Origin of the sequence: Cyanobium sp. NIES-981 (genome assembly GCF_900088535.1) — a bacterium.
Classification (GTDB): Bacteria; Cyanobacteriota; Cyanobacteriia; order PCC-6307; family Cyanobiaceae; genus NIES-981.
In genome coordinates this window covers 1,015,402-1,029,168 of the sequence record NZ_LT578417.1, presented here as the reverse complement: position 1 = coordinate 1,029,168, position 13,767 = coordinate 1,015,402, and the positions used below count along the sequence as shown (strand labels likewise).

General features: G+C 68.6%; 15 protein-coding genes. 5 read left to right on the top strand and 10 right to left on the bottom strand.

Translation table 11 applies throughout. From position 1 onward, the window contains the following. Window positions 1–25 precede the first annotated feature (25 nt). The 3 genes from CBM981_RS05195 to CBM981_RS05185 are packed head-to-tail and all read right to left on the bottom strand — an operon-like array spanning window position 26 to window position 960. Window positions 26–418 carry a DoxX family protein gene (locus CBM981_RS05195; protein WP_087067550.1) on the bottom strand — a complete coding sequence of 131 codons (393 nt, stop codon included), beginning with the start codon at window positions 416–418 and terminating at the stop codon, window positions 26–28. A 17-nt stretch (window positions 419–435) separates the two neighbouring features. After that, a complete protein-coding gene (gene sepF, locus CBM981_RS05190) occupies window positions 436–696 on the bottom strand; it encodes a cell division protein SepF (RefSeq protein ID WP_087067549.1) in 261 nt (86 codons plus the stop codon). Window positions 697–699: 3 nt separating this feature from the next. Next, window positions 700–960 carry a DUF2811 domain-containing protein gene (locus tag CBM981_RS05185; protein WP_087067548.1) on the bottom strand — a complete coding sequence of 87 codons (261 nt, stop codon included), beginning with the start codon at window positions 958–960 and terminating at the stop codon, window positions 700–702. 451 nt (window positions 961–1,411) lie between these two features. Between CBM981_RS05185 and CBM981_RS05180 the strand changes: the two genes are divergently transcribed. The 3 genes from CBM981_RS05180 (at window position 1,412) to CBM981_RS05170 (ending at window position 5,371) form a co-directional block, all read left to right on the top strand. After that, on the top strand, window positions 1,412–3,580 hold the full coding sequence (locus CBM981_RS05180; protein WP_087067547.1) for a glutamine synthetase III: 2,169 nt from the start codon (window positions 1,412–1,414) through the stop codon (window positions 3,578–3,580). A gap of 339 nt (window positions 3,581–3,919) precedes the next feature. Then, window positions 3,920–4,375 carry an AraC family transcriptional regulator gene (locus CBM981_RS05175; protein WP_087067546.1) on the top strand — a complete coding sequence of 152 codons (456 nt, stop codon included), beginning with the start codon at window positions 3,920–3,922 and terminating at the stop codon, window positions 4,373–4,375. Window positions 4,376–4,486: 111 nt separating this feature from the next. Beyond that, entirely contained in the window at window positions 4,487–5,371 is an 885-nt protein-coding gene (locus CBM981_RS05170) for an acyl-CoA desaturase (RefSeq protein WP_087067545.1), read from the top strand. Between the two features lie 100 nt (window positions 5,372–5,471). On the opposite strand, the gene CBM981_RS05165 is transcribed toward CBM981_RS05170, so the two are convergent. From CBM981_RS05165 to CBM981_RS05155, 3 genes are all read right to left on the bottom strand, one after another. Next, a complete protein-coding gene (locus CBM981_RS05165) occupies window positions 5,472–5,789 on the bottom strand; it encodes an RNA-binding protein (RefSeq protein WP_087067544.1) in 318 nt (105 codons plus the stop codon). 186 nt (window positions 5,790–5,975) lie between these two features. Then, window positions 5,976–8,399: a glycogen/starch/alpha-glucan phosphorylase gene (locus CBM981_RS05160; RefSeq protein ID WP_087067543.1), complete on the bottom strand. Its 2,424-nt coding sequence runs from the start codon at window positions 8,397–8,399 to the stop codon at window positions 5,976–5,978. Window positions 8,400–8,548: 149 nt separating this feature from the next. Continuing rightward, window positions 8,549–8,830, bottom strand: a complete 282-nt coding sequence (locus CBM981_RS05155; protein WP_087067542.1) for a 2Fe-2S iron-sulfur cluster-binding protein — start codon at window positions 8,828–8,830, stop codon at window positions 8,549–8,551. A 148-nt stretch (window positions 8,831–8,978) separates the two neighbouring features. On the opposite strand from CBM981_RS05155, the gene CBM981_RS05150 reads away from it, so the two are divergent. Continuing rightward, on the top strand, window positions 8,979–9,593 hold the full coding sequence (locus CBM981_RS05150) for a histidine phosphatase family protein (protein WP_172820821.1): 615 nt from the start codon (window positions 8,979–8,981) through the stop codon (window positions 9,591–9,593). Here the strand turns inward: CBM981_RS05150 and bioA are convergent. After that, window positions 9,584–10,873, bottom strand: coding sequence for an adenosylmethionine--8-amino-7-oxononanoate transaminase (bioA, locus tag CBM981_RS05145; protein ID WP_087067541.1), 1,290 nt, complete (start codon window positions 10,871–10,873; stop codon window positions 9,584–9,586). The genes CBM981_RS05150 and bioA overlap by 10 nt on opposite strands. A 161-nt stretch (window positions 10,874–11,034) precedes the next feature. Between bioA and CBM981_RS05140 the strand changes: the two genes are divergently transcribed. Next, window positions 11,035–11,787: a phycobilisome rod-core linker polypeptide gene (locus CBM981_RS05140; RefSeq protein ID WP_087067540.1), complete on the top strand. Its 753-nt coding sequence runs from the start codon at window positions 11,035–11,037 to the stop codon at window positions 11,785–11,787. Between the two features lie 7 nt (window positions 11,788–11,794). On the opposite strand, the gene CBM981_RS05135 is transcribed toward CBM981_RS05140, so the two are convergent. From CBM981_RS05135 to CBM981_RS05125, 3 genes are all read right to left on the bottom strand, one after another. Then, entirely contained in the window at window positions 11,795–12,463 is a 669-nt protein-coding gene (locus CBM981_RS05135; RefSeq protein ID WP_087067539.1) for a hypothetical protein, read from the bottom strand. Window positions 12,464–12,495: 32 nt separating this feature from the next. Then, window positions 12,496–13,131 (bottom strand): TMEM165/GDT1 family protein, encoded by a 636-nt coding sequence (locus tag CBM981_RS05130; protein ID WP_087067538.1) that lies wholly within the window; start codon window positions 13,129–13,131, stop codon window positions 12,496–12,498. A 77-nt stretch (window positions 13,132–13,208) separates the two neighbouring features. Next, window positions 13,209–13,655: a universal stress protein gene (locus CBM981_RS05125; RefSeq protein WP_087067537.1), complete on the bottom strand. Its 447-nt coding sequence runs from the start codon at window positions 13,653–13,655 to the stop codon at window positions 13,209–13,211. Between the last annotated feature and the right edge of the window lie 112 nt (window positions 13,656–13,767).

The following is a 13,767-nucleotide window of genomic DNA, read 5'->3' as shown; positions in this document are numbered from 1 at the left end:
GGAGGCAATTCTGGATGTTGGATGACTACCCGCGGGGCCGGAGATCGGATTCGGCCCGGGGGCCGCTTCGATCCAGCACGAGCAGCAATCCGCCCATGATGGCCAGGTTCTTGAACAGCTGGATGCGTTCCTGGGGATCGTCCAGGGCCGTGTGGAACACGAGCGTGGCCGGAATCAGGAACACCAGCAGCAGGGCCGCGCCCAGGCCCCGGCGCCAGCCGCTGATCACCAGGGCCGAGCCCACGCCCATCGCCACCACGGCTCCGGCCAGCAGCAGCTCCGGCACAGGCAGTCCGACCATCCTCAGCTTCCCGGCCACGGCCGCGAAGCCGCTCAGCTTGCCCAGGGCCGCCTGCACGAACACCAAGCAGAGCAGAACCCTGCCGAGGGCATCCAGCCAGGAGAAACGCGACGCCATGGTTGCTGAGCCGGGGGTCAGGGGGTGTGGATGGACGTGAGGGCCGGGGCGAACAGGAACACCGCATCGGCCAGGCGCAGCGCCTGGCCGTCCATGGCTGTGATGCCCCCACAGGCCAGGTCGATCAGGCGCTGGCCATGGCTGGATGCCATCGCCGCCAGATTCACCACCACAGTCTTACCGGCCCGCACCGCCTCGATCACGGCGCGGCTGTCGTGCAGCTGGCGGGGCTCCAGCAGCAGCACCTCGGGGCCGGGAAGCGGGGGAGGGGAGGCCATGGCTCAGGCGGTGGCGGTGCCGGGTTCCCTGGGGGTGGACTCCCGCCGGAACAGACCATTGAGGTAGTGCCGGGCCACGGCCCGGTCCTGGCAGCCGTGCTGGAACAGGAAGCCGGCCAGGGCCGCCTGCATCAGGCGGTACTGGTCCCACTGGGGGTGGGTGCGCACGAAGTCCCGCATCGCATCGAACAGATCCTCCGGGAACTGGTTCTCCACGGACACGGTGGCGGGGGGGTGATCAGGAACGTGACTCACTCGGCTCATGGCGCTTCTCCTCCATGACGCCATGCCGTCCTGCCCCCGTCAAAGGGGCCCGCCGGGGCCCCATCCCGTTGGGACCACCGGTAAGAATGCAGTTGTGGCAAGCCTTCTGGCCGTCCCCTGTCAGGGCGGGCCCATGGTCAGGGGGCGCATCCGCCAGGGCGTCAACGGGAAAGCCCCTTTTCCCCTGAGATTGGGGCCGCTGCCGCCCCCCGGGGGGCTCGACACCACCGCGGCTGTGGAAAAGCAGGCTGCGATCTGTGGAAAAAGGCAGGGAGCCGCGGAAAATCCCATTGCTAAGCATTGGTGATCGGTCGCAGCTGCTGTGATCGCTTCGGCAGGCGGCCCAGGGGGCGGGCTTCGGGAGGCCTCACTTCGCCGGGCGGTATCAATCGATCCATTGGATGGGGTGGGTCGGGCGCTTGGCTGATCTCCATAACCTTTGAACTGCCCCATGCCTTCGACCGCGCGGCTCCAGGCCATCCAGACGATCCTGAACCGGCCTTCCGTGCCGACCCAGCCCGCCAGCGCCCTGGAGGAGCTGTGGGCTGCCGATGTCTTCACCCTCGAGAAGATGAAGTCGGCCCTGCCCAAGACCGTCTTCAAGTCGATCCAGCGCTGCATCAAGGAGGGCAGCAAGCTCGACAACTCGGTGGCGGATGTCGTTGCCCAGGCGATGAAGGACTGGGCCACCGGCCGCGGCGCCCTCTACTACGCCCACGTCTTCTATCCCCTCACCAACCTCACCGCCGAGAAGCACGACGGTTTCATCTCCCCCCAGGGCGATGGGGTGGCGATCACCGAGTTCACCGGCAAGCTGCTGGTGCAGGGCGAACCGGATGGTTCCTCCTTCCCGAACGGTGGCATCCGCTCCACCTTCGAGGCCCGCGGTTACACCGCCTGGGACGTGACCAGTCCCGCCTACCTGATGGAGACCCCCAACGGGGTCACCCTCTGCATTCCCACGGTGTTCGTGTCCTGGACCGGCGAGGCCCTCGACAAGAAGACCCCGCTGCTGCGCTCCAACGCAGCGATGAACAGGCAGGCCCAGCGGCTGCTGCGCCTGCTGGGAGAAACCGACATCGCGCCGGTGAACTCCAGCTGCGGTGCCGAGCAGGAGTATTTCCTGGTGGATGCCGCCTTCGCGGCCCTGCGGCCCGATCTGCAGCTGGCCGGTCGCACCCTGGTGGGAGCGCCCCCCGCGAAAGGGCAGCAGTTTGACGACCACTACTTCGGGGCCATCCCGGAGCGGGTGCAGGTGTTCATGCAGGACGTGGAGCGCCAGCTCTACCGCCTCGGGATCCCCGCCAAGACCCGCCACAACGAGGTGGCTCCCGGGCAGTTCGAGATCGCGCCCTTCTTCGAGGCCGCGAACGTGGCCACCGACCACCAGCAGCTCACCATGACCGTGCTCAAGGCCACGGCCAAGAAGCACGGGTTCAGCTGCCTGCTGCACGAGAAGCCCTTCGCCGGAGTGAACGGCAGCGGCAAGCACGTGAACTGGTCGATCGGCAATCCCACCCAGGGCAATCTGCTCGATCCCGGCTCCACCCCCCACGAGAACATGCAGTTCCTGCTGTTCTGCTCCGCGGTAATCCGCGGCGTGCACCTCTACGGCCCGCTGATGCGCGCCGCCATCGCCACCGCCAGCAACGACCATCGCCTCGGGGCCAACGAGGCGCCGCCCGCGATCATTTCGGTGTACCTCGGCAGCCAGCTGGAGGACGTGTTCAACCAGATCCGCGCCGGCAACCTGCAGGGTTCCGCCGCCGCGGCCCTGATGTCGCTGGGGATCGACACGCTGCCCGATCTCAACAAGGATCCCGGCGACCGCAACCGCACCTCGCCATTCGCCTTCACCGGCAACCGCTTCGAGTTCCGGGCCGTGGGCTCCGGCCAATCGGTGGCGGGCCCCCTCGTGGTGCTCAACACCATCCTGGCCGATTCGCTGCAGTGGGTGGCCGACCAGCTGGAGGCCACGATGGCCTCAGGCCAGTCGCTCGATGAGGCGGCCCTGGCGGTGATGAAGCAGGCCATGGACAACCACGGCGCCGTGGTGTTCGGCGGTGATGGCTACTCCTCCGAGTGGCACAGGATGGCGGTGGAGGAGCGGGGCCTGGAGAACCTGCCCACCTCGGCGGACGCCCTGCCGGTGCTGCAGCGTCCCGAGATCCGCGATCTCTTCGAGCGCCAGGGCGTGCTGACACCGCTGGAGCTGGAGAGCCGTTTCGAGGTGTACGCGGAGCAGTACGTGCAGGCCATCGAGGTGGAGGCCCGCCTGGTGCTGCGCATGGCCCGCACCCAGATCCTGCCGGCCGTGGGCAACGCCCTCGGCAAGCTGGCTGAGTCGCTCAAGAGTCAGCAGAAGGTGGGTCTTTCCCCCGACGACACCATGCTGCACCAGATTGATGGGCTCAACGGCAAGCTGCTGGCGGGCTGCCGCCAGCTCGAGCAGGCCATGGAGGGACACCCCGATGGCATGCAGGCCCACTTGCGCCACTGCGTGGATGCCCTGCTGCCGGCCATGACGAGCATCCGCGAGGCCGCCGACAGCCTGGAGCTGCTGATCGACGACGACGCCTGGCCGCTGCCCACCTACCAGGAGATGCTCTTCGTGCGCTGAACGCGTTCCTGGACGCCTCGTGCAGGATGGGGTGGTTGTCCACCCCGCCGAGCGAAGCATGGATCCGGATGTGGCGCTCCCGATCGGGGCAGGGCTCGTGCTCATCGTGCTGATCGTGGTGGGGGCTGTCGTGGTGGTGCTGCGGCCCAGCGACACCCCCGATCGCGAGCCCTGAGCCGGTCGGCCTCCCTCGCCCCCGCATGCGTTGCCTCCTGTGACAGGCCTGTGTTGCGGGTCGTTCCAGCTCGCTGCGATCTGTGCCACTCCACGGGTCGGCGCTGGTAGCCGCCGCTTCAGCTGCCTATCACAGATGCATCCGTTCAGGTTCGGGAGTGAACCATGCGCCTGGTCCCCGCCGACTGCCCATCCGCCCACCCGGCCCGGAGTCGTCTGGTGGTGGGTCAGGCGCTGCGCTATTTCGCCGAGCATTTCCGGCAGCCGATCACCATGCCGGCGGTGGCCGATGTGCTGGGCATCACGCTGGAGTGCCTGGATTTCTGCTTCGACCAGTCGCGAGGCATGACGCCCTACGAGGCGTTGCAGCACCATCGGCTCAACCGCCTGTTCGCCGTCATCACCTCGGAACCGGGGCTGTCCCTGCCCCGGGCCATCCGGGCCTGTGGACTGCAGCGCAGTGCCGAGACGGTGAGCCAGTTCGAGGAGACCTTCGGCATCACCATGCCCCTGTTCCTGCTCACCTGTCGCAGGGCCGCCGAGGATCGGGCCTTCCGGCGTCACCATCCCCAGCGCGAAGCCCTGGTGGTCGCGGCGCTGCCCCTGGACCCGGCCGTCTGAGTCTTGGCCCGAACGCCGGGCCGCGCCAGGGTGTCCTGGTGCGCTCACTAGGATGGATTCTGCACGGACACTGCGCTGCACCATTCTTCCGCGGGCACCCATCGCCCCCCCTTGCTCCGCCGCCTGCTCCACGGTGTCGGGCCTGTTCTGATCATTGCGGCGCACCTCGGTTGCGTCCTGCTGCTCTGGACCGGCCTCGGTCTGGCGGCGGCCGGCTGGGCCTTGCTGCTCTACCTGGTCAGGATGCTGGCCACCACCGCGATCTATCACCGGTTGATCACCCACGGCAGTTACCGGGCCCCCCGGCTGCTCTGGTGGCTCGGTTCGGCCATCGCCGCCTCGTCTGGCCAGATGGGGCCGAGCTGGTGGAAGGCCCACCATCTGGCCCATCACCGGTATGTGGACACGGCTGCCGACCCCCATTCCCCCCTCCAGCCGAGGCCCGGCTGGGGCCGCTTCTGGCACGCCCAGATCGGTTGGCTGCTCAGTCCCGCCTTCCACCCGGCCCAGCTGCCTGCCGACATCGAGGCTGACCCCGTACTGCGCGGCATCGACCGGCTCCATGCCCTGCCGGTGCTAGCCCTGGCGCTCCTCTCCTGGCAGCTCGGCGGCCTGGAATGGCTCGGCGCCTTCTGCCTCAGCACCACGCTGCTGTTCCATGGGGTGGCCAGCGTCAATTCCCTGGCCCATCTGGCCGGCGAGCAGCCGTTCGATACGGGGGATGCCAGCCGCAACAACGCCTTTGTCGCCCTGATCACCCTCGGAGAGGGGTGGCACAACTGCCACCACGGCTTCCAGGGATCCGTGCGCCAGGGATTCACCGTGCGTGACGGCGTGCCTGTCCGCCTGCCTGATCCCACCTATCGCTTCGTGCGGCTGCTTGAGCGCCTGGGCTGCGCCAGCCAGCTGCGTGTGCCCTCCGATCGCGCCCTGCTGGCACGGGCCGTCCAGCCAGCAAAAAGCCGCCTGGTGAGGGGCGGCTGTTCGGTGGGATGAAGGTGAGATGAAAAAAAGGGAGGAGACGGCATACCGCTCCCCCCAGGCTGTGATGAAAAAGGCTTTGAGCAGCCAGGCTGGGATCAGCGTGAGCCGGTGATCACCAGCGGTTGCCACCGCCGCCGCCGTAACCGCCACCGCCGGCACCGGCAAACTGGCGTCCACCGCCACCACCGGTGCGGGGCTCAGCTTTGTTCACCCGGATGTTGCGGCCCATCCACTCGACGTTCTGGAGGTCGTCGATGGCCTTGGTCTCGTCGGCCTCGTTGGCCATCTCGACGAAGGCGAAACCGCGCTTGCGTCCGGTGTCGCGGTCCAGGGGCAGGGTGCATTTGCGAACGGCACCGTATTCGGAGAACAGGTGCTGAACGTCATCAACCTCGGCGTCGAACGAGAGGTTGCCCACGTAAATGGTCATGAAGTCTGGTCTTGAAAACTATGAACGGATTCGTTGAACGCCCTGAAGAAAGTTGCTGGCCTAGTGGTCAAATCCTGGTTGGAGCCGCCGTTTCGGAGAGAAACCTGCTGAAGACTGGTTCTTGAATCCCCTCAACCCTACACCACGAAGGTGGGCGGCCCCCCAGGCGTCTTGCGGTGGATGCGCTCAGACCAGATGGGTGGTGGTGGCCTCCACCGGCACGGGCGACACCTTCCAGATCCGCTCGGCGTACTCCCGGATCGAGCGGTCACTCGAGAAGAAGCCGCAGTTCATGGTGTTGGCCACCGACATCCGTGCCCACTGGCTGGGATCCTGCCAGCAGGCATCGACCCGGTCCTGGGCCTGGCGGTAGTCGGCGATGTCGGCCATCACCTTGAACGGATCGTGGCTGGTGAGGTTGGCCAGCAGCGGATAGAAGAGATCGCGATCGCCCTCGCTGAAGTGACCGGCCCCGATCAGCTCGATGGCCTCCCGCACCACCGGGTCCTTCTCGATCCAGGGCATCGGGTGGTAGCCCATCCGGTCGAACTCCCGGATCTGCTCGGCGGTGTGGCCGAAGAGGAAGAAGTTGTCCGGGCCCACCCGCTCACGGATCTCCACGTTGGCGCCGTCCAGGGTGCCGATCGTGAGGGCACCGTTCAGGGCCATTTTCATGTTGCCGGTGCCTGAGGCCTCCTTGCCGGCTGTGGAGATCTGTTCGGAGAGATCCACGGCCGGGTAGATCTTCTGGCCGAGGCTCACGCTGAAGTTGGGCAGGAACACCACCCGCAGGCGCCCTTCCATGGCCGGATCCATGTTCACGATCTCCGAGATCCCCACGATCAGCCGGATGATCAGCTTGGCCATCGCGTAGCCCGGGGCTGCCTTGCCCCCGAAGATCACGGTGCGCGGCGGCAGATCCTCGCCGTTTCGGAGCCGCAGGTAGCGCTCCACCACGTGCAGGGCAGCCAGGTGCTGGCGCTTGTACTCATGGATCCGCTTCACCTGCACATCGAAGATGGAGCCGGGATCCAGGAGCAGGCCCTGGGTCTGATGGATGTGCCGCACGAGCCTCTGCTTCGAGGCTTCCCGCACGCCCATCCAGCGCTCCAGGAAGGCCGGGTCGTCGCGGTGCTGGGCCAGACCCTGCAGATGGCTGAGGTCGCGGCGCCAGTGGCTGCCGATCGCTTCATCCAGCAGCTGGGCCAGACCTGGGTTGGACACCACCATCCAGCGGCGTGGGGTGACCCCGTTGGTGACGTTGGTGAAACGTTCCGGCCAGATCTCGGCGAAGTCGGCCAGCAGGTGGCGGCGCAGCAGATCGCTGTGCAGCTCGGCCACCCCATTGGTCTGGTGACAGCCCACCACGGCGAGGTTGGCCATCCGCACCTTGCGGTGGGGACCCTCCTCGATCAGGGAGAGCCGGGCCAGCTTCTCGGGCTGACCGGGATAGCGGATGCGCGCCATCCGCAGGAACCGGGCGTTGATCTCGTAGATGATCTCGAGCTGGCGCGGCAGCAGCTGCTGGAACAGCTCCACCCCCCAGGTCTCGAGGGCCTCCGGCAGGAGGGTGTGATTGGTGTAGCTGAGGCTGGCGGTGGTCACGCCCCAGGCGGTGTCCCAGTCGAGGCGGTGCTCATCCAGCAGCAGCCGCATCAGCTCGGCCACGGCGATGGCCGGGTGGGTGTCGTTGAGCTGGACCGCGAACTTGGTGTGGAACTGATCGGCCGGCAGCCCCTGCCCCTTGAGGATGCGGAACATGTCCTGCAGGGAGCAGCTCACGAAGAAGATCTGCTGCGAGAGGCGCAGGCGCTTGCCCTGATCCATCTCGTCATTCGGATAGAGCACCTTCGAGAGGGTCTCCGACTGCATCTTGTGCAGCACCGCCTTGGTGTAGTCGCCCGCATTGAACGAGGCGAAATCCAGCTCCTCGGGAGCCGCCGCGGCCCAGAGCCGCAGGGTGTTGGCCGTGCGCACGCCGTAGCCGAGGATCGGGGTGTCGTACGCCACGCCGATCACGGTGTGATGGCCGATGGTCACCGGGTAGCGCCACTCCGGCCGGATCACTTCCCAGGGGTTGCCCTGGGCCAGCCAGGCATCGGTGACCTCCTGCTGCCCGTGGGGTGTGATCTGCTGGCGGAAGATGCCGAATTCGTAGCGGATGCCGTAGCCGATGGCCGGCAGCTCCAGCGTGGCCATCGACTCCTGGAAACAGGCCGCCAGCCGCCCCAGGCCGCCGTTGCCCAGGCCGGGCTCGGGCTCTTCCAGGATCAGTTCATCGAGGTCGAGCCCCAGCTCGCGGCAGGCCTCTTCAGCCTCCTGGCGCAGACCCAGGTTCACCAGGTTGTTGTCGAGGTGGGGGCCCAGCAGGTATTCCGCGGAGAGGTACACCGCCGTGCGCACCTGGGCGCGGGTGTAGGTCTCGGCGGTGTCCACCCAGTTGTGCAGCAGGCGGTCCCGCACGGCCAGGGCCAGGCTGCGGTAGTGGTCGTGGCGCGTCGCCAGCGACGGGGCCTTGGCCTGGCTGAAGAACAGGTGCCGCTGCATCTCCTCGGCCAGCGGCCGGTGGATGAAACAGGAGCGGCTGCGGGTGGAGCTGGTATCGGCCATGGGAGCCGTCGAGCGGTCTGGGGTGAATCCGTTCTGGTGCCGGCTAGCACCCCCATGCTGTGGGCATGGCTACAAAGCCCGGGCCATGTGTGGGAAGCGGGTCGCAGGGGACGGCTCGGGGGCGCCCCGCCTCCGGTCGAAAGCGCGGTTCAGAGCTCGTCCTCCATGTCGGGTTTGATCGTGCAGTCCTCCTTCGGGTAGCTCACGCAGAGGAGGGCGAAGCCCGCCGCGATCTGGTCGTCGTCGAGGAAGCTCTGATCCGATTGATCCACGCTGCCGCTGAGCACCTTGCCGGCACAGGTGCTGCAGGCACCGGCCCGGCACGAGTAGGGCAGATCGATCCCCGCTTCCTCGGCGGCATCGAGGATGTAGGTGTCGTCGCTGCAGCTGAAGCTGCGGCCGTCATCGAGGCTGATGGTGTAGCTGGCCATGGCGGGTCGTCCGGGTCTGGCGGGAACAACGGTGGGTCCATTGCATCCCCGACGCCGGGGCCGCCGTGTGATCGGTGACACCTCTGTGGGCATCCGATCACAGTCCTGCCGCCGCGGCCAGGCTGCAGGCCGTGCAACCCTGGTGCCCATGAGCCTCGATCCGTCGCCGTCCTCCTCCGCTGCCCGGGAGCACGAGGTGGTGCTGGTGCGTCACGGCGAGACCGCCTGGAGCCGGGCGGGGCAGCACACCGGGCGCACCGATGTGCCGCTCAACGAGGCCGGAGAGGCCGAGGCGCGCCGGCTGGCGCCGGCCCTGGCGGGGCGTTCCTTTGCCCAGGTGCTGTGCAGCCCGCTGCAGCGCGCCCGCCGCACCTGCCAGCTGGCAGGTCTGGCGTCCCGGGCCGAGTTCGACCCCGACCTGCAGGAGTGGGACTACGGCCGCTACGAGGGGCTCACCTCCCCCCAGATTCACGCCGACGTGCCGGGCTGGCTGGTGTTCCGCGATGGCTGCCCGGGGGGGGAAACGCCCGAAGCGGTGGCCGCCCGGGTCGACCGGGTGATCGCGCGGGTCCGGGCCGTGGATGGCCCCGTGGCGCTGTTCGCCCATGGCCACCTGCTGCGGGTGCTGGCCGCCCGCTGGCTGGGGCTGCCGGCCGCCGCCGGCGCCCATCTGCTGCTGGACACCTCCACGCTCTCGACCCTGGCCTGGTACCAGGGGGTTCCGGCTCTGGGCTGCTGGAATGCCCCCCTCGCTCAGAGCTGATCGAGGGCCGCTTCGATGGCGGCGTAGCAGCGCTCCAGCTGGGCCTCGCTGAGGCAGAGGGGCGGCAGCAGGTACACCACGTTGCCCAGGGGCCGGATGTACACCCCTGCCTCGAGGCAGAGGCTCTGGAGGCGTCGTCCCACCGCGCTCAGGTAGCCCGGCTGCTCCACCTTCACATCGAAGGCGGCCACGGTGCCGAGGCAGCGGGGCCGCTCCACCCGGGGATGCCGGCGGAGCCGCTCCAGCAGCGGCCGGTGGCGGGCCTCGAAGCCGCGGTAGCGCTCCGGCGCCGCCTCGAGCAGATCCAGGCTGGCCAGGGCGGCCGCGCAGCCCAGGGGATTGGCGGTGAAGCTGTGGCCGTGGAAGAAGGTGGCCGTCGGGTCCTCGCTGATGAAGCCCTGGTACAGCCGCTCGCTGGCCAGGGTCACCCCCATCGGCAGGAAGCCGCCGGTGAGCCCCTTGGAGAGGGCCATCAGGTCGGGCTGCAGGCCGGCCCGCCGGCAGGCGAACAGCGCGCCGGTGCGGCCGAAGCCGGTCATCACCTCATCGGCGATCAGCAGGGCGCCGGCGGCCCGCACCCGCTCCTGCACCGCCTGCAGGAAGCCGGGCCGCACCATCGCCATGCCGGACGCTCCCTGGATCAGCGGCTCCAGGATCACGGCGGCGGTGGGCAGCGTGAGGGCCTGCTCGAGGGCGGCGAGGGCGGCCTGCTCCTGCCGCTCGGGAGCGGGCTCCTCCCAGGAGCACTGCGGCCAGCTCACTCGGGCCACGGAGAACAGCCAGGGTTCGAACGGTGCGCTGAACAGCGAGCGGGCCCCCACCGCCATGGCCCCCACGGTGTCCCCGTGATACGCCCCCTCGAAGGCGATCAGCTGGTCCCGCCGCTCGCCCCGGTTCCGCCACCACTGCCAGGCGATCTTGAGGGCCACCTCCACGGCGGTGGAGCCGTTGTCGGAGAAGAAGAGGCGCTCCAGACCGCTGAGGGCGCTGAGCCGCTCGGCCAGCCGTTCGGCCGGGGGATGGCTGAAGTTGGCGAAGATCACCTGCTCCAGCTGGTGGGCCTGGGCGGCGATGGCCGCGGCGATGCTGGGCTCGGCGTGGCCGTGCAGGGTGACCCACCAGCTGCTGATCGCGTCGATCAGCCGGCGTCCGTCCTCCAGCTGCAGGATGGCCCCCCTCCCCTGCACCGCCCGCATCGGCGGCGCTGCCAGGGCCACCTGGGTGGTGGGGTGCCAGAGGTGGGGATGCCAGCCGGGGGGCGGGAGGTCGGGCTGGGTCATCCCCACGCGCACGTGATGGAGAGGAGTCTGCTCCGCGAGGGCTGGCAACAAAGGTCCATGAACTCCGGTCACGCTCTGTGAGTTTTTACCCAGACATCGGCTGCGAACGAAGGGGGCTGGATACGTTCGCTCCGTCGTCCACCCTGCTCCCCACCCTCGCCATGGCCCTGCCCCTGTTGGATGTCAAGCCCACGGCACTGAACGCGCGGGTCCGCAATTTCATGCCGGCCACCGAAGAGTCGCCCCCGAAGCCCCCCCTGACCCTGGGGCAGGTGCAGGACGCCGCCAGCATGGACGTGCAGATCGATCAGGCCTACCGCCAGATCTTCTTCCACGCCTTCCGCTGTGATCGCGAGCCGGTGCTGGAGTCGCAGCTGCGTTCGGGCCAGATCCGCATGCGCGACTTCATCCGGGGCCTGTTGCTCTCGGACAAGTTCCGCCGGGATTTCTACCGCTGCAACAGCAACTACCGCCTCGTGGAGCAGGTGGTGGGCCGGGTGCTGGGCCGGCCGGTCTACGGGGATCAGGAGCGGATCGCCTGGTCGATCTTGATCGCCGAGCAGGGATTGCCCGCTTTCGTGGACGCCCTGCTCGGTTCCGAGGAGTACCTCGTCCATTTCGGCGACGACCTGGTGCCGTTCCAGCGCTCGCGCACGCTGGCCGGCCGGGCGATCGGTGAACGTCCGTTCAACCAGCAGGCACCCCGCTACGGCGCCGACTGGCGCGACACCCATGCCCGCCGCGCTCCTTCGGCGGGCGCGAGCCCCTGGGTGCCCGGTACGCCACGGCCTGCCTGGCTGCGGGATCAGCCGACGCCGGCGGTGCAGACGGTGTGGCTCGGCGCGATTGCGGCCGGTGCGGTCATCCTGAGCGTGTTTGGCCTGATTACCGTGGCCGCCATGCTCAGCACCTGATCGATCCTCAGGCGGCGGGGGTGCTGGAGCCTTCGCCGTCCCGCAGGGAGGGGAAGGTGGAGCGGATCTGCTCCGTCAGCTGCTGCCGAACGCGCTCCCGGAAACGGGCCAGCGCCTCGCCGGCCAGCACCGGGTAGGTCTCGTCCTGGTTGCTCTCCCCCCGGAGCGGCTTCCAGCTGGTGCTCTCCTTCACTCTGAGCTCCTCCAGCGGCGCCTGAAAGTCGAAACTGAGCAGCCTGGATTCGGGCTTCGCCTGCTCCACCCAGGCCTCGCGCAGCGGTTGCAGATCGCGGGCCTTGAGGGTGTCCGGCAGCCCCAGCACAGGTTGCTCCTGCTCCAGCACCTGCAGCTCCTCCTCCAGCAGCACCCTCCAGGCGCCGGCTTCATCCCCGGCCAGCTCCTGTTCTACCGGCGCCGCGAGCATCGCGTCGCGGTGGAAGGCCAGCCAGCGGAAGTACGACTTGTCCTTGAGGGTCTTCTTCTGGGCTGCCTTGCCGGTGAGGCGCTTGGGCAGGGCCGCCTCCGCCCGCCGCAGGAAGGCCCGGTCCTCCGGTTCCAGGTTGATCGCCCCCCAGCGCTGGCGGTACTCCCACAGCTCCGCGTAGCGCCGCACGTCCTCGGCAGCCCAGCCCAGGGCCGTGAGCTCGTCAGCTCGACTGATCTCGTCCTTGGCCACAGCTCACTCTCGCGCTCGGGGCAGCGTAAGGGTCAGCCCAGGGCCTGGCTGATGGCCGCCAGACCGAACAGCAGGAACAGCCCACCGCTGAGGCGGTAGAGCAGGCGTTCATCCACCCGGCGCCCGATCCATTTGCCGGCGCCCACCGCCAGGGCCGTGACCAGGGCATGGCCCAGAAGCGTGCCCACCAGCAGGCCGGCGAAGGTGAAGGCGGGGGATGTGGCCAGAAACACCGTGGCCAGTTGGGTGCGGTCGCCCAGTTCGGCGATGAACACCAGGGTGAAGGCCTCCCAGATCACGGCGGGCGGCTGGCTGCTGCGCAGCTGGCGATCCGCCGCGATCACGGCCTCCTCGGCCTCCTCGGCCTCCTCCTGGGCCGCATCGGCGGGCAGGGCCTGGGCATCGAGCAGCAGCTTCACCCCGAAGCCGAGGAACAGCAGGCCCGCCAGCCAGGGCAGCAGCGCGGCGGGAAGCAGTTCCCTCAGGCCATACCCCACCGCCAGGGAGAGGAGGGTCACCGCCGCCAGGGCCGCGAAACTGCCCACGAACACCCAGCGGGGCCTGTGGCGTGCCGCCAGGATCAACGCCATGAAAAAAGTCTTGTCGCCCAGCTCCGCCAGGGTGATGGCACTGAAGCTCGAGCCGAGGGCGGCCAGGCCAGGATCCATCGTCAACGGCGCGTGTTGCGGAGACGCTCTGTCTTACCACTGAAGGGGCGCCGGGTCGGTTCGGCGGCAGCGCGGGGTCAGCGCACCACCAGCACCGGACAGGGACTCTGGGTCAGCACCCGCTGGGTCTCGCTGCCCAGCAGCAGGCCCTCCAGACCTCGGCGGCCATGGGAGGCCATCACGATCAGATCACAGCCCTCACGGCGGGCCTCCTGCACGATCGCCTCGGCCGGCTGGCTGCTGAGCCGCTTCACCACCTCCACGGGCACGCCAGCCGCCTCGGCCACCCGGCGGGCGGCCGCGAGGATCTGCTCGGTCTGGGCGCGGGCCGCCTCCATCAGGGCCTCGATGGCGCCCGTGTCCACCAGCTCGCCCACGCCCACCAGGGACACCGGGAAGTTGCTCTGCACATGCAGGATGCGCAGCCGTGCACCGAGTTTGCGGGCCAGCGCCACGGCCTGATCCACGGCCCTGCCCGAGAGGTCGGAGCCGTCGGTGGGCACAAGCAGGTGCTGGTAGGTCATGGCGGGGGAGGGGCACACCCTGGTTTAGTCAGATCCAGGGCTTGCGGAGCACGGCCGCGGCCGCGGCCATGGATGGGAGTCTGTGCGGGGATCAGTTCCGGAGATCAGTGCC